The sequence below is a fragment of the Phormidesmis priestleyi BC1401 genome (assembly GCF_001650195.1).
Classification (GTDB): Bacteria; Cyanobacteriota; Cyanobacteriia; order Leptolyngbyales; family Leptolyngbyaceae; genus Phormidesmis_A; species Phormidesmis_A priestleyi_B.
The window spans coordinates 61,682-81,357 of the sequence record NZ_LXYR01000003.1; the positions used below are offsets into that span (position 1 = coordinate 61,682).

A 19,676-nucleotide genomic window follows, 5' to 3' on the forward strand; every position below is an offset into this window, starting at 1 on the left:
AACGCATTCGTGGGACAGAAAATTAATCCAACTGGGTTTCGGCTAGGGATCATCAAAGATCACCGCTCTCGGTGGTATGCCGACACCAGCCGCTACCCTGAACTGTTGAAAGAAGATTTCAAGATTCGCGAGTTTTTCGCTAAGAATCCCAAAAATCTTGACAACCTCAAAAAGCCCGGAATTTCTGAGATTCGGATTGAGCGTAAAGCTGATCAGATTGATCTCGAAATTCGCACGTCTCGCCCTGGTGTGATTGTCGGTCGCGGCGGTGCCGGGATCGAGACTCTGCGTTTGGGACTTCAAGAGGCATTGGGAAGTAGCGATCGTCAGATTCGCGTCAATGTCGTCGAAGTAGCTCGCGTCGATGCCGATGCTGCACTGATCGGTGAATATATTGCCGAACAGCTAGAGCGTCGGGTTTCATTCCGCCGCGTCGTTCGTCAAGCGATTCAACGCGCTCAACGGGCGGGCGTTGAAGGCATCAAAATTCAGGTCAGCGGTCGTCTAAACGGGGCTGAAATCGCGCGTCCTGAATGGACTCGTGAAGGTCGAGTTCCTCTGCACACGCTGAGAGCCGACATTGATTACGCTTATGTCACCGCTCAAACGATCTACGGGATTTTGGGTATCAAAATTTGGGTCTTCAAGGGTGAAATTATTCCCGGTCAAGAACTCATTGATGCCGCTCCACCTTCTAACCAACCGCGTCGTCGTCAACAGCGTCGTCGTCAACAATTTGAAGACCGATCGAACGAAGGATAAAGGATGCAGGATTAATCCTCCTGACTCCTGACTCCTGACTCCTGAATTTAATTGGTATCGAGTCATGTTAAGCCCAAGAAGAACTAAATTCCGCAAACAGCAGCGCGGTCGCATGAGAGGAATGGCTTCTCGCGGCAGCGATCTCAACTTTGGAGATTTCGGTCTACAGGCTCTAGAGCCGTCCTGGATTACCTCTCGTCAAATCGAAGCCAGTCGTCGTGCAATGACTCGCTACATTCGTCGGGGTGGCAAAATCTGGATTCGCGTCTTTCCTGACAAGCCTGTCACAATGCGCCCCGCCGAAACCCGAATGGGTTCAGGTAAAGGTGCGCCTGAGTTTTGGGTCGCAGTCGTCAAGCCAGGTCGCATCATGTTTGAGATTGCAGGCGTGACCGAAGAAATTGCTCGTGAAGCCATGCGTCTCGCGGCATTCAAACTGCCTATCAAGACGAAGTTTATTGCCCGTCAAGCCCAAACCACGGAGGAGTCTTAACCTATGCCTCTTCCTAAGATCGAAGAAGCCAGAAATCTAGGCGACCAAGAATTGGCAGATCAAATTGTTGCCGTCAAAAAGCAGCTTTTTACACTGAGAATGCAAAAAGGCACTCGCCAATTAGAAAAGCCTCACCTGTTCAAGCACACACGCCATCAGTTGTCTCAACTGCTGACTGTTGAGCGAGAGCGGCAGTTGAAAAAGACTGAAGACTAAAGGGCTGAACTCAAGATCTGGTTCTAAATTCACCTTTTTGTTTCATCCTTTTTTACCGGAGTAAATCGCAATGGCAGTCAAAGAAAGAGTTGGTGTAGTGGTCAGCGACAAGATGGACAAAACCATTGTCGTGGCGATCGAGAACCGATCCGCCCACCCTAAATACGGCAAAATTGTCGTCAACACCCAGCGCTATAAAGCGCACGATGAAGAAAACAAGTGCAAAACGGGCGATCGTGTCCGTATTCAGGAAACCCGACCTCTCAGCCGCACCAAGCGTTGGGTCGTGTCCGAAATCCTGGGTACTGCCTCTAAAGGTTAAATGCGAGGGACTTAGACGTGATTCAACAAGAAAGTTATTTGAATGTGGCGGATAACAGCGGCGCTCGAAAGCTGATGTGTATCCGAGTCATCGGCGGCGGCAATCGTCGCTATGGCGGAGTCGGTGACGTGATCATTGCCGTGGTGAAGGATGCCCTTCCCAACATGGCGGTCAAAAAATCCGATGTAGTGCGTGCGGTAATTGTGCGAACTCGACACACCATGCGGCGTGATAGTGGCATGAGCATTCGGTTTGACGACAACGCAGCCGTGCTCATAAACCAGGACGGCAACCCCAGAGGTACGCGGGTATTTGGTCCCGTTGCTCGTGAATTGCGCGACAAAAACTTTACCAAAATCGTTTCCCTCGCTCCGGAGGTTCTGTAATGGCAAGGGTTCAAAAAGAAGTCGTGCGTCACAAGATGCACGTCAAGAAAGGCGACACCGTGAAGATTATCGCGGGCAGTGACAAAGGCAAGATTGGCGAAATCCTGCAAACCCTTCCTAAGTTGAGCAAAGTCGTGGTCAAGGGCGTAAATGTTCGCACCAAACACGTCAAACCTCAGCAAGAAGGCGAATCGGGTCAAATTGTCACCCAAGAAGCCCCGATTCATAGCTCAAACGTCATGGTTTACTCCGAAAAGCAGAAAGTGGCAAGCCGCATCTGCTACACCGTTAACACCGACGGTAAGAAAGTTCGGATGCTAAAAAAGACGGGCGAGATCATTGACTAAGAGACGCACTACTCTGCGTTTCAACAATCCACTAGCCCCTGACCAAGCCCAGGGAAGAGGAACCCAAACTATGGCTCAACGATTAAAAGGCATCTATCAAGAAACGATCGTTCCGAAGCTGACGGAGCAGTTCAGTTACACGAACCTTCATCAGGTTCCGAAAGTGGCAAAAATCACGATCAACCGAGGACTCGGTGAAGCCTCACAAAATGCGAAAGCGCTGGAAGCTTCGATCAACGAGATTGCGACGATCACCGGGCAGAAACCTGTTGTGACCCGCGCCAAGAAGGCGATCGCGGGCTTCAAAATCCGCGAAGGAATGCCCGTTGGCGTGATGGTAACTCTGCGCGGCGATCGCATGTTTACCTTTCTCGATCGGTTGATCAATCTTTCGCTGCCTCGCATTCGTGACTTTAGAGGCATCAGCCCCAAGAGCTTCGACGGACGAGGCAACTACACGCTAGGTCTGAGAGAGCAGTTGATCTTCCCGGAGATCGAATATGACAGCATCGATCAGATTCGCGGGATGGACATTTCAATCATTACCACTGCAAACTCCGACGAAGAAGGTCGCGCCCTGCTTAAAGAACTGGGCATGCCATTCCGGGACAACTGATGCAGTTTCATTAAGAGGGAACTATGGCGGTTAACGACACAATTTCAGATATGCTGACTCGCATCCGAAATGCAAGCCTAGCAAGACACCAAACGACCAAAGTGCCATCGACCAAGATGACGCGCAGCATTGCCAATGTTCTTAAAGCAGAAGGCTTTATTGCTGACCATGAAGAAGCGGGAGAAGGCGTTGAGCGTCATCTCGTGCTGAGTCTCAAATATCGGGGCAAAAGTCGCAAGCCGATTATCACTGCCCTCAAGCGAGTCAGCAAACCTGGACTGCGAGTTTACGCAAACCGCAAAGAACTGCCTCGTGTATTAGGCGGCATCGGCATTGCGATCGTCTCGACATCCAGCGGCATCATGACCGATCGCGAAGCTCGGCGCACCGGAGTCGGCGGCGAAGTCCTTTGTTATGTCTGGTGAGTCTGGATATTAGTCGTTGCTGTTGACTGGCTCACAGCGAACAGCTTCTATTCAAAAAAGGTGATCAGTTATGTCTCGGATTGGTAAGCGCATTATTGATGTTCCCGCAACGGTGACGGTCACCCTTGATGGGCAACACGTTTCAGTCAAAGGTCCTAAGGGCGAACTCTCTAGAGTTTTGCCGCCCGAAGTGATCGTCGAGCAAGATGGAACGACGATCGAGGTCAAGCAGCGAGATGATTCTCGCGCAGCTCGTCAACGTCATGGTTTATGCCGCACCCTCGTTGCCAACATGGTTGAAGGGGTCTCTACCGGATTCCAGCGAAAGCTCGAAATTCAGGGTGTCGGTTATCGTGCCCAAGTTCAAGGGCGAAACCTAATTCTCAATGTGGGCTACAGCAAACCTGTAGATATTGCCCCACCCGAAGGAATTCAGGTCGCGGTTGAAGGCAACACTAACGTGACTGTCAGCGGCATCGATAAAGAAATTGTTGGAAACACTGCCGCCAAAATTCGGGCGGTACGTCCTCCTGAACCCTACAAAGGTAAGGGCATTCGATATGCTGGCGAAGTCGTCAGACGCAAGGTTGGCAAGACTGGTGGTAAAGGGAAGAAATAGATCATGAAAATGACTCGTCGAGAATCAACCCGTCGTCGTCACGCACGGGTTCGTCGCACCGTTACCGGAACCTCAGAGCGTCCTCGTCTCGCGGTGTTTCGCTCTAACCAACACATTTATGTCCAGGTGATTGACGATACCAGTCAACACACCTTAGTTTCTGCTTCGACCACTGAGCCAGAAATCAAAGGGCGGGTTGAGTCAGGTTCTAACTGCGAGGCTTCGACCGAAGTCGGCAAGTTGGTGGCTCAACGGGCGATCGCTAAGGGCATTCAAAAAGTGGTCTTCGATCGCGGGGGCAACCTCTATCACGGACGGGTAAAATCGCTAGCCGAAGCTGCCCGCGAAGCTGGTCTAGACTTCTAGGAGAAACAACATGGCAAAAGGTCGTAAGAGTAACAAGCCTCGCGAAGAGAAATCAGACTGGCAAGAGCGGGTCGTGCAAATCCGTCGGGTGACCAAGGTGGTTAAGGGCGGTAAAAAACTCAGCTTCCGCGCGATCGTCGTCGTCGGGAACGAAAAGGGTCAAGTCGGCGTGGGTGTCGGCAAAGCCAGTGATGTGATCGGCGCGGTCAAGAAAGGCGTGGCAGATGGCAAAAAGCACCTCGTTGAAGTGCCTCTAACCAAATCGAATTCCATTCCTCACCCGGCTCAAGGTGCAGGCGGTGGTGCAAAAGTAATGATGCGCCCCGCCGCTCCGGGTACCGGAGTCATCGCTGGGGGAGCGGTTCGCACCGTTCTCGAACTGGCGGGTGTCAAGAATATCTTGGCGAAGCAGCTCGGTTCTGGCAACCCGCTCAACAATGCGCGGGCTGCGGTCAGCGCGTTAGATAACCTCCGCACCTTTGCTGATGTGGCAGAAGAGCGGGGCGTTCCGATCGAAAATCTCTACGCAACTTGAGCAATGGGTGAATCGCGAGTCTTTACGGTTCACCTACTTCTTGAGTAGTCCTTACTAAGAGCAACGAATTATGAGATTAGAAGATGCTGTGCCTCAAGAAGGCTCAACCAAGCGCAAGCGCCGAATTGGTCGAGGTATTGCGGCAGGACAAGGCGCAAGCGGCGGCTTCGGGATGCGGGGTCAGAAGTCTCGATCGGGTCGTCCGACTCGCCCCGGTTTTGAGGGGGGTCAAACGCCTCTCTATCGCCGATTGCCTAAATTAAGCTATTTCACCGTCATCAATCGGAAGCATTTCACGATTTTGAACGTCGGTGATTTGGCATCTCTTCCCGCCAATACTGAAGCGAATTTGTCTTCACTGATGGACGCTGGAATTGTCACAACTGATGATGGTCCGCTCAAGATTTTGGGCGATGGCGATCTGTCGGTGAAATTGACCGTTCAAGCAACCGTGTTTACAAAAGGTGCCCGCGCTAAAATTGAGGCGGCAGGTGGAACGTGTGAAGTGCTGGCTGGAAAACCGACTTGGCATCGCGCTAAAGCGTAGATTTAGGGTCTGTGATGAGCCATCTGAACGGATATGTGAACGTCGTCCTTCGCTGTGAGAGAAGGTGATTTGCAGTCTGTGGCACCTGTCGATGGGTGATTGTGAAAAACCACTTCAAGTGTATGTAAGAGGTATCCCTTTATGGTCGTTAGTCGAGATAAAGCTCCAACCGCGCAGGAAACCTTTGTTCAGATGGCTCAAGCCGCCGGACTGCGAGGGCGTTTGCTGTTGACCATCGGCTTACTGGTTCTGGTTCGTCTGGGCATCTATATTCCACTTCCAGGCATCGATCGCGCCGCGTTTGCCGCCAATATTCAAGGCAACTCAGCCTTGAGTTTTGTTGACTTATTCGCTGGGGGCGGTTTAGGAACGTTGGGGATTTTTGCGTTAGGCATTCTTCCCTTTATTAACGCCTCGATTATTTTGCAACTGCTAACCGCCGCGATTCCAGCGCTAGAAGATTTGCAGAAGAATGAGGGCGAAGCTGGACGGCGCAAAATTTCCCAAATCACAAGATACGTGGCAGGGGGATGGGCAGTGGTTCAGAGTTTGATGCTAACGATCGGGTTACTCCGTCCGTTTGCTTCAGATCCAGGTCCGCTTTTCATTACTGAAACGGTGCTTGCCTTAACCGCAGGCTCAATGTTTGTGATGTGGGTGGGCGAGCTAATCACCGAGCGAGGGATCGGCAACGGAGCTTCTCTGCTGATTTTTCTCAACATCGTCTCGACGCTGCCTAAGTCATTGGGTAAGACCTTTGAGCTGGCGCAGAGCGGCGATCGCAACGTGGTCGGTGGAGTCGTAATTCTGCTAATTGTCTTTCTAGCAATGGTCGTTGGTATTGTCTTCGTACAAGAAGGGAGTCGCCGAATTCCGATTATTTCTGCTCGTCGTCAAGTGGGTCGTCGGACTTATTTGGAAAAAAGCAGCTATCTGCCGCTGCGTCTTAATCAAGGCGGTGTGATGCCAATTATTTTCGCCTCCACTGTTCTGACGCTTCCTGCTCTAGTCGCTCAAGCATTCCAGAATGCCTCGATCAGTCAGTTCATCAGCACCTATCTGGGTCCTACCTCCTGGCAGCACAGTGTTTTTTATCTTGTCCTGATTCTTTTCTTCAGCTACTTTTATGCGTCTTTGGTGGTTCAACCCGATGAGATGTCAAAGAACCTGAAGAAGATGGGAGCGAGTATTCCAGGCATCCGTCCCGGAAAGGCAACGACTGAGTACATTGAACGCGTCTTGAATCGGTTGACGTTTTTGGGTGCGATTTTCTTGGGCATTGTGGCGATCGTGCCGACATTTGTCGAAACTGCAACGCGAGTTCCGACCTTTCAAGGCTTTGGAGCTACGTCGCTGCTGATTTTGGTGGGTGTTGCGATCGACACCGCAAAACAGATTCAGACCTACGTGATCTCGCAACGCTATGAAGGAATGGTGAAACAATAGTGACGCGATTAATCTTTCTAGGACCACCAGGGGCAGGCAAAGGAACTCAAGCGAAAGTGTTAGCTGACTCGCATCATATTCCTCACATTTCAACGGGGGACATTCTGCGGGCAGCCGTTTCCGAGCAGACGGCTCTGGGCATCAAAGCCAAAGGCTATATGGATCGGGGTGAACTGGTTCCAGATCAACTCGTGATCGATTTGATTCGAGAGCGATTAGGACAACCTGATGCCAAACCTGGTTGGATTCTAGATGGATATCCGCGCACCGTTGTTCAAGCAGACTCGCTTGATGGACTGCTCACAGAACTCAATCAGAGTTGTGATCGAGTCGTCAATTTCGATGTTCCCGACGAGGCACTGGTTGAGCGAATGTTTAGTCGAGGTCGCAAAGATGACCACGAAGATGTAATTCGTCGCCGCCTAGAAGTTTATCGGGAGCAAACCGTACCCCTGATTGATTACTATCAGACGCGTGAGAAGCTGACCTCGATCGACGGCAACCAATCAATGGAAGATGTAGCCACATACCTCAGTCAGGTCATTTAGCCAATGATTCTGTCAGACTCTTTGAGCAGACAATTATTTGTGATACACCCTTACCACAGATTGAGATTAGCAAACTGTGTTTAGGAGGTTAAAAACAAATTTAATGATCTAAACTCAAAGAAGCGGACAAAAACCCGCTTAGGTTCTGTTGACTTCTGAAATTATTCACAGTATTGGAGGCGCTCAAGTTTGTCTAAGCAAGATCTGATCGAAATGGAAGGAACCGTCATTGATTCCTTGCCGAATGCGATGTTTCGCGTTGACCTTGATAACGGATTCAACGTTTTGGCACACATTTCAGGGAAGATTCGTCGGAACTACATCAAGATTCTTCCAGGCGATCGAGTCAAAGTTGAACTCACTCCTTATGACCTGACAAAGGGTAGAATTACCTATCGTCTGAGAAATAAGAAGTAGGGTTCACAAAAGCCGTTTAAACCCAGTCATAGAATGATATCTTTGACAACTCCTATAAAAAATTGTTAGGATACTGTGTTTGTTGTAGTGTTGCCAGGTTAGGGCATGAAAGTTCGAGCATCCGTTAAGAAGATTTGTGAAAAGTGCCGCGTCATCCGCCGTCGGGGTCGCGTCATGGTGATTTGTGAAAACCCTAAGCATAAACAGCGCCAGGGCTAGATCAAGTAGTTGGTCAGAGAGGAAGAGGGCTTCTTTGGCTGAGATTCTGTGTAATTATAAACATCCTCAAGCAGTTCAAGTTAGGGAGAGAGAAGCGTGGCACGGATTGCCGGAGTAGACCTTCCCCGCGATAAGCGCGTCGAGATTGGTCTAACTTACATTTACGGAATTGGATTGACCCGGGCAAAAGAGGTGATCGCCAAAACGGGCGTAAACCCTGATACCCGCGTCAAAGATTTGAGCGAGGCAGATGTTTCGACTCTCAGAGAAGCCGTTGAGAGTGGCTATCAGGTTGAAGGCGACTTGAGACGTGTAGAAAACATGAACATCAAGCGATTGATGGACATTGGCACCTATCGAGGTCGTCGTCATCGTTTAGGCTTGCCCGTGCGCGGACAGCGAACTCGCACCAACGCTCGGACTCGTCGCGGAGGTCGTCGTACCGTTGCAGGTAAGAAGAAGGCACCCGGTAAGAAGTAGTTAATCCCTGGCAACTGTGTAGTTGCGCTTGAGACTCGTGTTCAGGCAGGTTGCCAGCTTAGTCACACATTGATTTAGAACCTTAGATCTAGAGTTTAGACATGGCGAGACAACCAACCAGAAAGACCGGACCCCGTAAGCAAAAGAAAAATATACCGAGCGGGGTAGCATACATTTCATCTACGTTTAACAACACGATCGTCACCATCTCTGACACAGGTGGTGAGGTTGTGTCTTGGGCATCGGCTGGCTCCAGTGGATTCAAGGGCGCAAAAAAAGGAACTCCTTTCGCAGCTCAAACGGCGGCTGAGAGTGCAGCCCGTCGTGCGATGGATCAAGGGATGCGCCAATGTGAGGTCATGGTCAGCGGACCCGGAGCAGGACGTGAAACGGCAATTCGGGCGCTGCAAGGCTCTGGATTGGAAATCACCCTGATTCGTGACGTGACTCCTATTCCTCACAATGGTTGTCGCCCACCCAAGCGCCGTCGGGTATAGCTGCGCGAATTTCTGTAGTGAGTGATGAGCGCTGCAAGATGTCTTTTAGCATCAAGCAGCAAGATGTGATTTCAGAGTCAAATGAGGGTAAGTCGCCCTCAGCGAGAAGGAGAAGGAGGTCACTCCGTGGCACAGTTTCAGGTTGAATGTGTAGAGTCCACTACGGACAAAGACCAGAGCCAATACAGTAAATTTGTTCTGGAACCCCTCGTGCGTGGTCAAGGAACCACTGTCGGGAATGCTCTGCGGCGCGTGTTGCTCTCTAATCTAGAAGGAGCAGCCGTGACAGCAGTGCGGATTGCGGGTGTCAGCCATGAGTTCGCTACGATTCCAGGGGTGAGAGAAGACGTACTCGACATCATGCTGAACATGAAGAAGCTGGTTTTTAGGAGCCATTCTTCTCAGCCTCAGATTGGACGGTTGCTCGTGCAAGGTCCAGCGACCGTGACCGCAGAGCAGTTCGATTTGCCCACTGATGTCGAGCTAGTTGATCCCGATCAATACATCGCGACGTTAGCTCCTAACTCAACGTTGGAGATGGAGTTCAGAATCGAGAAAGGCAAAGGCTATCGGACGGTTGACAAAGCTCGTGAAGACGCGGCGGCGCTCGATTTTCTCCAAATTGACTCTGTTTTCATGCCTGTCCGCAAGGTGAACTACAGTGTTGAATCCAGAGCAGGTGGTTTTTTAGAGAAAGACCGTCTGATTATGGAGATTTCGACGAACGGCAGTTTGACTCCTCAGGAGGCGTTGAGTCAAGCGGCAACGATGCTTGTAGACATGTTTAACCCACTCAAAGACATCCCCTCTGAGCCAGTGGATGATGACTTTACGGGTGACGAGGGTCCTGAGAGCCAGATTCCGATCGAGGAACTTCAACTCTCGGTTCGTGCCTATAACTGTCTCAAGCGGGCGCAAATCAATTCTGTCGCTGACCTGCTCGACTATACTCAGGAAGACCTGCTCGAAATAAAGAATTTCGGTCAGAAATCTGCCGAAGAAGTGGTTGAAGCCCTTCAGCAACGCTTAGGAATTACCCTACCGATGGAGAAGTCTTCTAAGCCCAGTTAGTTCACGATTTGTGAGTAGGGACGTTCAATGTGAGCATCCCTATCTACACGATGGCGACTTTCCTCGCGGACACTGATGTCCCAACTCTTGTAACTGACCCCCTCCCTTAAAGCTATGCGGCACCGTTGTAAAGTTCCAATGCTAGGCAAACCTGCGGATCAGCGTCGAGCGCTCTTGAGAGCCTTGACCACTGAGCTGATTCGCAACGGTCGGATTAAAACGACCAAGGTTCGCGCTCAGGCTCTCCGATCGGAAGCTGAGAAAATGATTACTCTCGCCAAAGATGGCTCTCTGTCTGCTCGTCGTCAAGCGATGGGATACATTTTCGACAAGCAACTCGTTCATGCGTTGTTTGAGCAAGCGCCTCAGCGATACGCCGATCGTCAAGGTGGCTATACTCGTATTCTTCGCACTGTTCCTCGTCGCGGCGATAACGCTGCGATGGCAATCATTGAGTTAACCTGATTTCTTCTACCATGCTGGCTGCTGAATCACAATCCACTCAACGGGTTGCCCTGGTTATTCAATACCTGGGCACTCATTTTCATGGGTGGCAACGGCAGCCAAATCAACGCACGGTGCAGGAAGAGATCGAGACAGCGCTGCGATCGGTGCTTAACCGCCCTGTGGTAATCCACGCGGCAGGAAGAACCGATGCTGGAGTTCACGCAGCCGCTCAAGTGGCTCATTTTGATGCAGAAACCTTGATTCCGGCACATCGCTGGGCAGACGTTTTGAACTCGCGGTTGCCAAACGATATCTTAATTCGGGCTTCTGCGTTGGTCGATTCAACCTGGCACGCTCGATTTTCTGCCGCATGGCGACGTTACCGTTACACCTTATTTACGGAAGCGCGTCCCAACTTGTTTGTCTGCCCCTTTGCGTGGCATTACTATCACGCACCCTTGGACGAAACGCTGATTCAGGCGGCACTCGACCCAATGATGGGGCGGCATCACATGGCAGCGTTTCACCGGGCAGGTTCGACTCGTCCGCACTCTTGGGTAGACATTCAGGCGGCAGAGTGTCAGCGTCAAGGATCACTCCTGACGATCGAAGTGCAGTCCAGCGGGTTTCTCTATGGAATGATGCGGCTCTTAGTTGGCTTGCTGGTGCAGGTTGGACGAGGAGAGCGATCGCCCGATGACTTCACTCAACTCTGGACGGCACAGCGACGAGACGAAGTGAAATATGCAGCACCTCCTCAAGGCTTGTGTCTGCTGCGCGTGGGCTATCCTGAATCGCCCTTTCCGCCCGAACTTTGGTATGACACTCAACCCAAGTTTGTCTTACCCACTGCGATAACCCCAGAGAAACATTCCTCTGAGACGGCTCCTGAATATTGCTTGAGTTAGTTAAGCGATCGCCCAGTCAGGTTCTTCTAGAACCGCCTAACCCTTTACCGAAACACTGTCATGGAAAAAACCTATCTCCCCCCTCAAGCGACTCTAGAGCGTAATTGGTACGTTGTAGATGCGACCGATCAGCGACTCGGACGGCTCGCGACTGAAGTTGCGATGATTCTGCGCGGCAAGCGAAAGCCGACCTACACTCCTTCAATGGATACGGGCGATTTTGTGATCATCATCAATGCCGAAAAGATTGAAGTGACGGGCAAAAAGCGCAGTCAGAAACTCTACCGTCGTAACTCTGGTCGCCCCGGTGGTATGAAGACCGAGACTTTTGAGAAACTGCAAGCGCGCATCCCTGAGCGCATTATCGAACAAGCCGTCAAAGGAATGTTGCCGAAGAATTCGTTGGGTCGCCAACTGTTCACTAAGATGAACGTCTATGCAGGTCCCAATCATCCTCACGCGGCTCAAAAGCCTCAAGTTCTCGAAATCAACACCATCCCGAAAGGAGCTAACTAATGCAAGCCACTGAAGGTCGCGTCGTCTATCTAGGCACAGGTCGCCGTAAATCTGCGGTAGCACGGGTTCGCCTCGTTCCCGGTGAAGGTCAAATCACTGTCAACGGCAAGCCTGGGGATCTGTATCTCCAATTCAATCCAGAATATTTGTCGGCAGCCAAAGCTCCTCTCGAAACGTTGGGACTGGAAGGCGAGTATGACATTCTCGTCAACGCTCACGGAGGCGGTTTGACCGGACAAGCGGATGCCATTCGTCTGGGTGTGGCGCGTGCGCTTTGCCAACTCGACCCTGAAAATCGTAAGCCTCTCAAAACCGAAGGCTATCTGACTCGTGACCCTCGTGCTAAAGAGCGGAAGAAATACGGTCTGCGGAAAGCTCGTAAAGCTCCTCAGTTCTCGAAGCGCTAGTGGTGTTATCCACTGGGAGTTGATCGCTGATGACTCCCTGACCAAAGTGTTAAAATTAATATAGCAACGGAGACTCTCAATGCCTAAACCTGATATTCATCCCAAGTGGTATCCCGAAGCCAAAGTCTACTGCAACGGTGAAGTTGTCATGACGATCGGGTCTACAAAGCCTCAACTCACCGTGGATGTGTGGTCTGGAAATCACCCATTTTTTACGGGTACCCAGAAGATCATTGACACCGAAGGTCGTGTGGAACGCTTTATGCGGAAGTATGGCATGGTAGACGAAACCCAGACAACCGACGACAAGAAATAGGGCAGCTAGGTGATTTTGGATTCAGTTCCAAAATTAATGTCTTCCAATCTTGGCGCTCGTGCAACGGATTGGAACCTAGCTGCAAACCCTATTTTTTGTGTTGTCTTATGGCTGAAGCATATCTGTTAGCAAAGTTAAATTCGGTCGAACAAACCTTTAACGAGTTAACGCGACGACTTGGCGATCCAGACATCGCCAGAGATCCGCCTGAGTTTCAACGGGTGGCAAAAATGCGTTCTTCACTGGAAGAAGTCGTTGACACCTATGCAAACTGGCGGAAAACTCAACAGGATCTAGCAGGTGCCCGCCAAATTCTAAGAGAGGCGGGCAACGATCCTGAACTACAAGAAATGGCATCGCTTGAGGCTAGCGAACTTCAGGACAAGTCGAATACGTTAGAATCACGACTCAAAGTTCTGCTGCTTCCGAGCGATCCCAACGATGAACGAAACATCATGTTGGAGATTCGGGCGGGCACAGGTGGTGATGAAGCCAGCATCTGGGCAGGAGATCTGCTGCGGCTTTATTCTCGATATGCCGAGCGTCAAGGCTGGCGAGTCAAGCTGGTCAGCGAATCTCTAGCGGACATGGGCGGCTTTAAAGAAGTTGTGCTAGAAATTCAGGGCGATCGGGTCTACAGCAAACTCAAATTCGAGGCGGGGGTGCATCGAGTTCAACGGGTTCCTCTGACTGAAGCATCGGGGCGGGTTCACACCTCGACAGCGACCGTGGCAATCATGCCCGAAGTCGATGAAGTAGAAGTCCACATTGACCCTAAAGATATTGAATTGACCACGGCTCGATCGGGCGGTGCAGGCGGTCAGAACGTCAACAAAGTCGAGACTGCCGTTGACTTAATGCACAAGCCAACCGGGATTCGGATTTTTTGCACCGAAGAGCGATCACAGCTTCAAAACCGCGAACGAGCGATGCAAATTCTGCGGGCAAAACTCTACGAAATCAAACTGCGAGAACAGCATGAAGCCGTCACATCAATGCGGCGATCGCAGGTTGGAACGGGGTCACGATCGGAAAAGATTCGCACCTACAACTACAAAGACAATCGCATCACCGACCATCGTTTAGGTCAGAACTTCCCATTAGCATCGCTTTTAGAAGGCGATGTAGAGACGCTGATTCAAAGCTGCATTTCTCAAGACCAGCAGGAGCGACTGGAAGCGCTGGCAGCCGAGAGCGGTGAGCAAGCGTCAGTTGCCTAAGTTCAAGACTAAAGAAATGCTGTGGATCAGGCAATACAAGAAGTCAAAGCAAAGAACGGTGGCTGAGGTTTCTATCGAGCAGAATAATTAGAGATGTAATGCTCACTGAAGCGATCGAGTCTAGTACGCTAAAATGAGAACAGCAAATCCAGGAGTTTTCTGACTTCTACTGTGTCTCAATCTTTAAACCCATTAACGCCACCCAAACATCGCGATCGACGCGAGGTCATTCTGAGGTGGCTAAAAGCAAATGTCCCCGAAGCTAGGGTGCGACATATTTTGCGCGTGGAAGAGATGGCGATCGACCTGGCAAACTGCCATGAGTTAGATACAGAAAAAGCTGCCCAAGCTGGATTGATGCACGATTTAGCAAAATTTTTTAAGCCGCTGAGACTGCTGCAGATGGCAGAAAAGGAAGGGTTAACGCTTGACTCGGTAGACATCACAAACCCGCATTTGCTGCACGCCCAAGTGGGCGCGATCATGGCAAGAGATGAGTTTGGCGTTCACGACCCAGAAGTCTTGCAGGCAATTCGAGATCACACGTTGGGCAGTCCGGGGATGAGTCCTTTAAGCTGTGTCGTTTATCTGGCAGACGGGTTAGAACCCGGACGTGGCAATAGCCCTGAGTTAGAAGAATTACGGCAGCTCAGTCGGCGAGATTTAGATCAAGCCGTTTGGCGATCGGCTGATTGCTCATTGAGACATTTATTAGAGTCTCGTCATCCCATTCATCCGCGCACTGTTTTGACGCGCAACTGGTTTTTACAAAGAGTTCTCAAACGCAGTCCTAGAAAATATTAACGGTTTGGACTTTACGCCAATGCCGCCGCCCCTATAGCGATGAGTTTACGCGCTCGCAGCTCTTTCTCAACCACAATCACCCATCAGGAACTTAACGATTCATGACAGATTTCACCCAAGAGCAAATGCTTTCTGCCTTTTCTAACACTACTCAAACTGCATCCGACGATCGTAGCTACCAGCTAGCAATGCTGGCTGCTGAAGCTGCCGACGATCGTAAAGGAGAAGAAATCACTCTGATGAAAGTCGGCGAAGTGACGGTTTTGGCAGATTATTTTGTGGTGATCACGGGCTTTTCTAAAGTGCAGGTTCGGGCGATCGCGACTTCGATCGAAGACAAAATTCTTGAGAAAATGAATCGCAGACCCTTGCGTTCAGAAGGCGTGTCAGAAGGAACGTGGGTGCTCGAAGACTATGGCGATGTCATCATCCATGTTTTGATGCCCCAAGAGCGAGAGCGCTATGACCTGGAAGCCTTTTGGGGACACGCACCCCGCATGACTTATGCAGAGATAGCCCGTTAGAGAAGCGTTGAGTTTTAAGCAAACCGTCGTCACACCCCGTCTCAAGTGACCCAAAACGTAACCCTCAAAGCTCAAAACTCTTTTATACTGACGGATAGATTCAACTTCTCGGCTTGGCTATGAACTCATCCGTCGTTTGCCCAGTCCCTTTAGAACAGAGACCGATTAACGAATATCAAGACCTCAAAGAGTCCTGGTTTTTCCGGTGGGCGACCCTTAGTCTGTTTGCTTATGTCAAACCGATCGTCGTGCTCTGGGGTTTGAGCTGGTTGATTGCAGGTCCGGTTGCGGCGGTGAGTTTTTCGCCCGCTAAACACCTGACTCAATTTGCGTTATTAGCAGCAGCCGGAGCCAGCGTCATTCCTGCGCTAGCGCTGCTGCGCCTCTATTTAGGGTGGCGCTATGTCAAGACTCGTCTGCTCAACACCACCGTTTTTTATGAAGAATCGGGCTGGTATGACGGGCAAACGTGGGAAAAGCCCGCAGAGGTCTTGACTCAAGATAGACTGATTGTGAGCTATCAAGTCGAACCTATTTTGCAACGCCTTAGCCGCACGTTTCAAATGGTAGGTCTGGCGTTCTGCGTCGGCAGTGTAGCTTGGTGGTCTTTATAAATTTTTTCTACCTGGTCTCCCTCTAATGATAAAGTTCTACACATGACAAGGGGAAGAAGAACTCACGCATCAGCAGAGCTTGAAGTCAGGCTCTTGCGCGAAGGAATTGTAGAGTCTGTGCATCATGCTCAGGCGGCGATTTGTGACGATCGCGGTCGCATTCTATTAATGGCGGGGGATGCGGAAACGGCAACGTTTGCCCGTTCTGCGCTGAAACCATTTCAGGCATTGGCAGTTACGACGACTGGAACCTTGGAGCGCTATGGGTTGACCGATCGAGATCTGGCGATTATCTGTAGTTCTCACAAAGGATCGATTCATCAAGTCAGACAAGTGTTTAACATTCTTTGGAGAGCAGACATCGACCCGGGTGCGGTGCAGTGTCCTACTCCAATCGGTAAACAGAGTCCGCTGCAAGATAACTGCTCTGGCAAACACGCCGGAATGTTAGCCGTCTGTCAGCAGCGTGGGCTGCCGCTCAACACATATCTTCAAGCCAATCACCCGATTCAGCAGTTGATTTTGGCGAAGATTGCCGAGCTATTGAAGATTCCGGGCGCAGAATTTATTGTGGCAAAAGACGACTGCGGCGCGCCGACCTATTTTATGCAGCTACGGCAGATGGCTTGGCTCTATGCCCAACTTGCATCGGGCAACAGCCTAGACATGGAGCGCATTTCACGAGCAATGACGCACCACCCGATCATGGTGTCAGGCGATGGCGAATTTGACACGGAACTGATGCGCTTGACGGAAGGCGAGATTGTCAGCAAATCGGGTGCTGAAGGAATCCAATGTGTGGGACGAGTGGGCGAAGGTTTGGGGTTAGCGATCAAGGTAGCAGATGGAGCGAAGCGGGCGAAATATGCGATCGCCATTCACGTTCTCAAACAAATGGGCTGGATTACGCCCTCGGTTGCCGAAGCGCTGTCAGAAACATACCTCACGATCGGGCGCTACAAACGTCTGGATGTCGTAGGCGAACTGTCGATGCTTTAGAGCGTCATTGGTCAGGAACAAATGACAAACAAGTGATGACAGGTGACTTAGGCGCGATCGTGATCTCGCAACCCTTGTTAAGATCCACGTAATTCAGATTACAACCCGCTAACTGCGCTCTTGCCACCTATGAGTGAGATTATCCTAGACGTTCGTGACCTTCATGTGCAGTTTAAAACCGATACCCGAACGGTGAAGGCGGTTGACGGCATCTCTTTTCAGGTGAAGCGGGGGCAAACGCTGGGAATTGTCGGAGAATCGGGTTCAGGAAAATCGGTCACGTCGCTAGCAGTGATGGGGTTAGTGCCCAATCCCCCAGGTCGAGTGACAGGGGGCGAAATCTGGTTTAGAGATGCTGAGACGATCGGAGAACCTGTTGATCTGCTGCGGGTTCCGACCAAGCAGTTGCAAAACTATCGCGGCGATCGGCTGTCGATGATCTTTCAGGAGCCGATGAGTTCGCTCAACCCGGTCTATACGTGCGGGTTTCAACTGACGGAGGCAATTCGTCTACACCAAAAGATTTCTGAATCTGAGGCACAGCGCAGAGCCGTTTCACTCTTACAAGAAGTGCAACTGCTGCCATCAGACGAGGAGCTTAAACGCCGTTTTCTAGAAGAGTTTTATCCAAACGGAACGCAGCCTAGCGGAGTCGTGATCGATCGTCAGATTAATCGACAGAAATTGGCGATGCTCGATCGCTATCCTCACGAGCTTTCGGGCGGACAGATTCAGCGTGTGATGATCGCGATGGCGATTTCCTGCAACCCCACACTGCTGATTGCGGATGAGCCGACCACCGCGCTCGATGTCACCGTGCAGGCTACCATCTTGGATTTGCTGCGAGAACTGCGCGATCGACGCGGCATGGGCATGATGTTTATCACGCACGATTTGAGCTTGATTGCGGAGATTGCGGATCAGGTTGCCGTAATGTATGAAGGCAAAATCGTCGAATGTGGCTCGGTTTTAGACATCTTCTCTAATCCCCAACATCCTTACACAAAAGGATTGTTGACCTGTCGCCCTCAGCCCGATCGTCGCCTTCGCTATCTGCCCACCGTCTCAGACTTCATGGAAGTGTTTAGACTGCCAACGGGCGAAACCTTGATCGAAGCCAAACAGCAGGACGTGAATGCAGCGCTGCGAAGTGCCGAGGAAATCAGCGAGGTCGAATTTAATTTTCGCTTGCAGGAGCTTCAAAAAAAGCCGCCGATCGTCTCGGTTCAAAATCTTCAGGTTGCCTTTCCGGTGCGGGGAATCTTTGGGCAAACCAAGCGCTATGTGATGGCGGTCAACGATGTCTCGTTTGACGTGTATCCCGGTGAGACGTTGGGATTGGTGGGTGAGTCGGGCTGTGGAAAAACAACGCTGGCACGAACTCTGCTGCGGCTGATTGAAGCGAAGCAAGGAAGAGTTTTATTTGAAGGAAAAGACATTCTATCGCTGCCGTCAAAGCAGATTCGACAGTTGCGACGAGAAGCACAAATCATCTTTCAAAATCCCTATAGCTCTCTTGATCCGCGCCTCAACATTGGCGAAGCGGTAATGGAGCCGCTGCAAATTTTCGGTCGCAGTAAGGGCAAACAACATCAAGAACGAGCGGTGTATCTGTTGCAGCGAGTGGGACTCGATCCTGATTTGATGAAGCGCTATCCTCACGAGTTTTCGGGCGGTCAGAGACAGCGAGTTTGCATTGCCCGATCGCTGGCTCTCAACCCCAAATTTATCATCTGCGACGAGTCGGTTTCTGCCCTGGATGTTTCGGTTCAGGCACAAGTTCTCAATCTGCTCAAAGAACTGCAATCTGAGTTTGGACTGACCTATATCTTCATTTCTCACGATTTGAGTGTGGTGAAGTTTATGAGCGATCGCATCGTTGTGATGAATCGCGGCAAAATCGAGGAAGTCGGCACGGCTGAGAATATTTATCGCCATCCGCAGCAAGCCTACACGCGTCAATTAATTTCTGCTATTCCGGTTGGGACGCTCGATCGGATTCGCGAACGCCAACAACAACGCGAAATTTCTGCGTAGTGTTAATCAGAAAAACATCAAATCGCTTGCTACCACTCCCACTCTGCCTGATCCCAATCGGTTGTACTTGCTTCATCAAGAAGGATGTCGTCGCGTTGGGTTGCCATTGAGGAAAATGCAATGTCCCAGCCATTTCGTAACTGTAGGGCTGCGGCACGAATAATAAGCTGATCGCCTTGCACTTCGATCTCAACGTCTGAAAAAATCCCGCTTTGCTCTAGGAGGGTTTTGGGAATACAAATTCCTTGAGAGTTGCCAATTCTAACGATTCGAGTTCTAATGCTTGCGCTCATGGTGAGATCATCGCAAAAACAAATGTAATTACATTGTTGCTACAAATGAGGCGATCGACCAGCGAAGCCAGGAATTAGGCTCACGTCAATTGAGTGCAGTCATCAAAGCATGGGGAATGACGGGGCGATCGCCGACAGCCATACTAAATCTGAAAATATGCAGAAAGATTCCGTCTATCTACCTGATTTGGGATGATATGCATAAACTTTCTCTCTAAAAACAAGTTAGACGGCTCAGCTTTCGACTATACGATAGCTCAACATAAACTGTGTTGGCGT

31 protein-coding genes are annotated in these 19,676 nt (G+C 50.7%); 30 read left to right on the forward strand and 1 reads right to left on the reverse strand.

Going from position 1 to position 19,676, the window contains the following annotated elements:
* The first annotated feature begins 9 nt into the window (after positions 1-9).
* The 30 genes from rpsC (at position 10) to A8707_RS02820 (ending at position 19,104) form a co-directional block, all read left to right on the forward strand.
* The gene (gene rpsC, locus A8707_RS02680) at positions 10-762 is read left to right on the forward strand and encodes a 30S ribosomal protein S3 (RefSeq protein ID WP_068814867.1); all 753 of its coding nucleotides are present in this window, start codon (positions 10-12) and stop codon (positions 760-762) included.
* 64 nt (positions 763-826) lie between these two features.
* Complete coding sequence (gene rplP, locus A8707_RS02685) at positions 827-1,255, forward strand: 50S ribosomal protein L16 (RefSeq protein WP_068814869.1); 429 nt, start codon at positions 827-829, stop codon at positions 1,253-1,255.
* A 3-nt stretch (positions 1,256-1,258) separates the two neighbouring features.
* Complete coding sequence (gene rpmC, locus A8707_RS02690) at positions 1,259-1,471, forward strand: 50S ribosomal protein L29 (RefSeq protein ID WP_068814871.1); 213 nt, start codon at positions 1,259-1,261, stop codon at positions 1,469-1,471.
* A 70-nt stretch (positions 1,472-1,541) separates the two neighbouring features.
* A complete protein-coding gene (rpsQ, locus tag A8707_RS02695; protein WP_068814874.1) occupies positions 1,542-1,793 on the forward strand; it encodes a 30S ribosomal protein S17 in 252 nt (83 codons plus the stop codon).
* Positions 1,794-1,810: 17 nt separating this feature from the next.
* Positions 1,811-2,179, forward strand: a complete 369-nt coding sequence (gene rplN / locus A8707_RS02700) for a 50S ribosomal protein L14 (protein ID WP_068814878.1) — start codon at positions 1,811-1,813, stop codon at positions 2,177-2,179.
* A complete protein-coding gene (rplX, locus tag A8707_RS02705; protein ID WP_068814880.1) occupies positions 2,179-2,526 on the forward strand; it encodes a 50S ribosomal protein L24 in 348 nt (115 codons plus the stop codon). Before rplN ends, rplX begins: the two co-directional genes overlap by 1 nt.
* 70 nt (positions 2,527-2,596) lie before the next feature.
* Positions 2,597-3,142, forward strand: coding sequence for a 50S ribosomal protein L5 (rplE, locus tag A8707_RS02710; protein ID WP_068814882.1), 546 nt, complete (start codon positions 2,597-2,599; stop codon positions 3,140-3,142).
* A gap of 23 nt (positions 3,143-3,165) precedes the next feature.
* On the forward strand, positions 3,166-3,567 hold the full coding sequence (rpsH, locus tag A8707_RS02715; protein WP_068814884.1) for a 30S ribosomal protein S8: 402 nt from the start codon (positions 3,166-3,168) through the stop codon (positions 3,565-3,567).
* Positions 3,568-3,637: 70 nt separating this feature from the next.
* On the forward strand, positions 3,638-4,186 hold the full coding sequence (rplF, locus tag A8707_RS02720; RefSeq protein WP_068814886.1) for a 50S ribosomal protein L6: 549 nt from the start codon (positions 3,638-3,640) through the stop codon (positions 4,184-4,186).
* A gap of 3 nt (positions 4,187-4,189) precedes the next feature.
* Complete coding sequence (gene rplR, locus A8707_RS02725) at positions 4,190-4,552, forward strand: 50S ribosomal protein L18 (protein ID WP_068814888.1); 363 nt, start codon at positions 4,190-4,192, stop codon at positions 4,550-4,552.
* Between the two features lie 10 nt (positions 4,553-4,562).
* On the forward strand, positions 4,563-5,087 hold the full coding sequence (rpsE, locus tag A8707_RS02730; protein ID WP_068814890.1) for a 30S ribosomal protein S5: 525 nt from the start codon (positions 4,563-4,565) through the stop codon (positions 5,085-5,087).
* Positions 5,088-5,157: 70 nt separating this feature from the next.
* The gene (gene rplO / locus A8707_RS02735) at positions 5,158-5,634 is read left to right on the forward strand and encodes a 50S ribosomal protein L15 (RefSeq protein ID WP_068814892.1); all 477 of its coding nucleotides are present in this window, start codon (positions 5,158-5,160) and stop codon (positions 5,632-5,634) included.
* A gap of 141 nt (positions 5,635-5,775) precedes the next feature.
* A complete protein-coding gene (secY, locus tag A8707_RS02740) occupies positions 5,776-7,080 on the forward strand; it encodes a preprotein translocase subunit SecY (protein ID WP_068814893.1) in 1,305 nt (434 codons plus the stop codon).
* Positions 7,080-7,628, forward strand: coding sequence for an adenylate kinase (locus A8707_RS02745; RefSeq protein ID WP_068814895.1), 549 nt, complete (start codon positions 7,080-7,082; stop codon positions 7,626-7,628). Before secY ends, A8707_RS02745 begins: the two co-directional genes overlap by 1 nt.
* A gap of 189 nt (positions 7,629-7,817) precedes the next feature.
* Positions 7,818-8,045, forward strand: a complete 228-nt coding sequence (infA, locus tag A8707_RS02750; protein WP_068814897.1) for a translation initiation factor IF-1 — start codon at positions 7,818-7,820, stop codon at positions 8,043-8,045.
* Positions 8,046-8,150: 105 nt separating this feature from the next.
* Positions 8,151-8,264, forward strand: a complete 114-nt coding sequence (gene rpmJ, locus A8707_RS26675) for a 50S ribosomal protein L36 (protein WP_073069333.1) — start codon at positions 8,151-8,153, stop codon at positions 8,262-8,264.
* Between the two features lie 96 nt (positions 8,265-8,360).
* On the forward strand, positions 8,361-8,744 hold the full coding sequence (gene rpsM / locus A8707_RS02755) for a 30S ribosomal protein S13 (protein ID WP_068814898.1): 384 nt from the start codon (positions 8,361-8,363) through the stop codon (positions 8,742-8,744).
* A 101-nt stretch (positions 8,745-8,845) separates the two neighbouring features.
* Positions 8,846-9,241, forward strand: coding sequence for a 30S ribosomal protein S11 (gene rpsK, locus A8707_RS02760; RefSeq protein ID WP_068814900.1), 396 nt, complete (start codon positions 8,846-8,848; stop codon positions 9,239-9,241).
* A 126-nt stretch (positions 9,242-9,367) separates the two neighbouring features.
* Entirely contained in the window at positions 9,368-10,312 is a 945-nt protein-coding gene (locus A8707_RS02765) for a DNA-directed RNA polymerase subunit alpha (RefSeq protein ID WP_197484591.1), read from the forward strand.
* A gap of 114 nt (positions 10,313-10,426) precedes the next feature.
* Positions 10,427-10,777 (forward strand): 50S ribosomal protein L17, encoded by a 351-nt coding sequence (rplQ, locus tag A8707_RS02770; RefSeq protein ID WP_068814904.1) that lies wholly within the window; start codon positions 10,427-10,429, stop codon positions 10,775-10,777.
* An 11-nt stretch (positions 10,778-10,788) separates the two neighbouring features.
* Positions 10,789-11,667: a tRNA pseudouridine(38-40) synthase TruA gene (gene truA / locus A8707_RS02775; RefSeq protein ID WP_068814906.1), complete on the forward strand. Its 879-nt coding sequence runs from the start codon at positions 10,789-10,791 to the stop codon at positions 11,665-11,667.
* Between the two features lie 60 nt (positions 11,668-11,727).
* Positions 11,728-12,183 (forward strand): 50S ribosomal protein L13, encoded by a 456-nt coding sequence (gene rplM, locus A8707_RS02780; RefSeq protein WP_068814907.1) that lies wholly within the window; start codon positions 11,728-11,730, stop codon positions 12,181-12,183.
* On the forward strand, positions 12,183-12,590 hold the full coding sequence (gene rpsI, locus A8707_RS02785) for a 30S ribosomal protein S9 (RefSeq protein WP_068814909.1): 408 nt from the start codon (positions 12,183-12,185) through the stop codon (positions 12,588-12,590). Before rplM ends, rpsI begins: the two co-directional genes overlap by 1 nt.
* Positions 12,591-12,669: 79 nt before the next feature.
* A complete protein-coding gene (gene rpmE / locus A8707_RS02790) occupies positions 12,670-12,906 on the forward strand; it encodes a 50S ribosomal protein L31 (RefSeq protein WP_068814911.1) in 237 nt (78 codons plus the stop codon).
* 107 nt (positions 12,907-13,013) lie between these two features.
* The gene (gene prfA, locus A8707_RS02795) at positions 13,014-14,126 is read left to right on the forward strand and encodes a peptide chain release factor 1 (RefSeq protein WP_068814913.1); all 1,113 of its coding nucleotides are present in this window, start codon (positions 13,014-13,016) and stop codon (positions 14,124-14,126) included.
* A gap of 171 nt (positions 14,127-14,297) precedes the next feature.
* The gene (gene yqeK / locus A8707_RS02800) at positions 14,298-14,930 is read left to right on the forward strand and encodes a bis(5'-nucleosyl)-tetraphosphatase (symmetrical) YqeK (RefSeq protein ID WP_068814915.1); all 633 of its coding nucleotides are present in this window, start codon (positions 14,298-14,300) and stop codon (positions 14,928-14,930) included.
* A gap of 101 nt (positions 14,931-15,031) precedes the next feature.
* The gene (gene rsfS / locus A8707_RS02805) at positions 15,032-15,454 is read left to right on the forward strand and encodes a ribosome silencing factor (RefSeq protein WP_068814920.1); all 423 of its coding nucleotides are present in this window, start codon (positions 15,032-15,034) and stop codon (positions 15,452-15,454) included.
* 119 nt (positions 15,455-15,573) lie between these two features.
* Positions 15,574-16,068, forward strand: coding sequence for a CGLD27 family protein (locus A8707_RS02810; protein WP_068814922.1), 495 nt, complete (start codon positions 15,574-15,576; stop codon positions 16,066-16,068).
* Between the two features lie 42 nt (positions 16,069-16,110).
* Positions 16,111-17,067: an asparaginase gene (locus A8707_RS02815; RefSeq protein WP_068814924.1), complete on the forward strand. Its 957-nt coding sequence runs from the start codon at positions 16,111-16,113 to the stop codon at positions 17,065-17,067.
* A 129-nt stretch (positions 17,068-17,196) separates the two neighbouring features.
* A complete protein-coding gene (locus tag A8707_RS02820; RefSeq protein WP_068814925.1) occupies positions 17,197-19,104 on the forward strand; it encodes an ABC transporter ATP-binding protein in 1,908 nt (635 codons plus the stop codon).
* Between the two features lie 29 nt (positions 19,105-19,133).
* On the opposite strand, the gene A8707_RS02825 is transcribed toward A8707_RS02820, so the two are convergent.
* Positions 19,134-19,397: an AbrB/MazE/SpoVT family DNA-binding domain-containing protein gene (locus A8707_RS02825; RefSeq protein WP_068814927.1), complete on the reverse strand. Its 264-nt coding sequence runs from the start codon at positions 19,395-19,397 to the stop codon at positions 19,134-19,136.
* Positions 19,398-19,676 lie beyond the last annotated feature (279 nt).

Coding starts and splice junctions, on each gene's coding strand:
- A8707_RS02815 (WP_068814924.1), top strand. CDS start 16,111: ATGACAAGGGGAAGAAGAACTCACGCATCAGCAGAGCTTGAAGTCAGG.
- rpmJ (WP_073069333.1), top strand. CDS start 8,151: ATGAAAGTTCGAGCATCCGTTAAGAAGATTTGTGAAAAGTGCCGCGTC.
- secY (WP_068814893.1), top strand. CDS start 5,776: ATGGTCGTTAGTCGAGATAAAGCTCCAACCGCGCAGGAAACCTTTGTT.
- rpsE (WP_068814890.1), top strand. CDS start 4,563: ATGGCAAAAGGTCGTAAGAGTAACAAGCCTCGCGAAGAGAAATCAGAC.
- rpsQ (WP_068814874.1), top strand. CDS start 1,542: ATGGCAGTCAAAGAAAGAGTTGGTGTAGTGGTCAGCGACAAGATGGAC.
- rpsH (WP_068814884.1), top strand. CDS start 3,166: ATGGCGGTTAACGACACAATTTCAGATATGCTGACTCGCATCCGAAAT.
- rplM (WP_068814907.1), top strand. CDS start 11,728: ATGGAAAAAACCTATCTCCCCCCTCAAGCGACTCTAGAGCGTAATTGG.
- rplR (WP_068814888.1), top strand. CDS start 4,190: ATGAAAATGACTCGTCGAGAATCAACCCGTCGTCGTCACGCACGGGTT.
- rplE (WP_068814882.1), top strand. CDS start 2,597: ATGGCTCAACGATTAAAAGGCATCTATCAAGAAACGATCGTTCCGAAG.
- rplO (WP_068814892.1), top strand. CDS start 5,158: ATGAGATTAGAAGATGCTGTGCCTCAAGAAGGCTCAACCAAGCGCAAG.
- A8707_RS02825 (WP_068814927.1), bottom strand. CDS start 19,397: ATGAGCGCAAGCATTAGAACTCGAATCGTTAGAATTGGCAACTCTCAA.
- rplF (WP_068814886.1), top strand. CDS start 3,638: ATGTCTCGGATTGGTAAGCGCATTATTGATGTTCCCGCAACGGTGACG.
- rpsI (WP_068814909.1), top strand. CDS start 12,183: ATGCAAGCCACTGAAGGTCGCGTCGTCTATCTAGGCACAGGTCGCCGT.
- rplQ (WP_068814904.1), top strand. CDS start 10,427: ATGCGGCACCGTTGTAAAGTTCCAATGCTAGGCAAACCTGCGGATCAG.
- A8707_RS02810 (WP_068814922.1), top strand. CDS start 15,574: ATGAACTCATCCGTCGTTTGCCCAGTCCCTTTAGAACAGAGACCGATT.
- rpmC (WP_068814871.1), top strand. CDS start 1,259: ATGCCTCTTCCTAAGATCGAAGAAGCCAGAAATCTAGGCGACCAAGAA.
- prfA (WP_068814913.1), top strand. CDS start 13,014: ATGGCTGAAGCATATCTGTTAGCAAAGTTAAATTCGGTCGAACAAACC.
- A8707_RS02820 (WP_068814925.1), top strand. CDS start 17,197: ATGAGTGAGATTATCCTAGACGTTCGTGACCTTCATGTGCAGTTTAAA.
- rpsK (WP_068814900.1), top strand. CDS start 8,846: ATGGCGAGACAACCAACCAGAAAGACCGGACCCCGTAAGCAAAAGAAA.
- rplP (WP_068814869.1), top strand. CDS start 827: ATGTTAAGCCCAAGAAGAACTAAATTCCGCAAACAGCAGCGCGGTCGC.
- rpmE (WP_068814911.1), top strand. CDS start 12,670: ATGCCTAAACCTGATATTCATCCCAAGTGGTATCCCGAAGCCAAAGTC.
- rsfS (WP_068814920.1), top strand. CDS start 15,032: ATGACAGATTTCACCCAAGAGCAAATGCTTTCTGCCTTTTCTAACACT.
- truA (WP_068814906.1), top strand. CDS start 10,789: ATGCTGGCTGCTGAATCACAATCCACTCAACGGGTTGCCCTGGTTATT.
- rplX (WP_068814880.1), top strand. CDS start 2,179: ATGGCAAGGGTTCAAAAAGAAGTCGTGCGTCACAAGATGCACGTCAAG.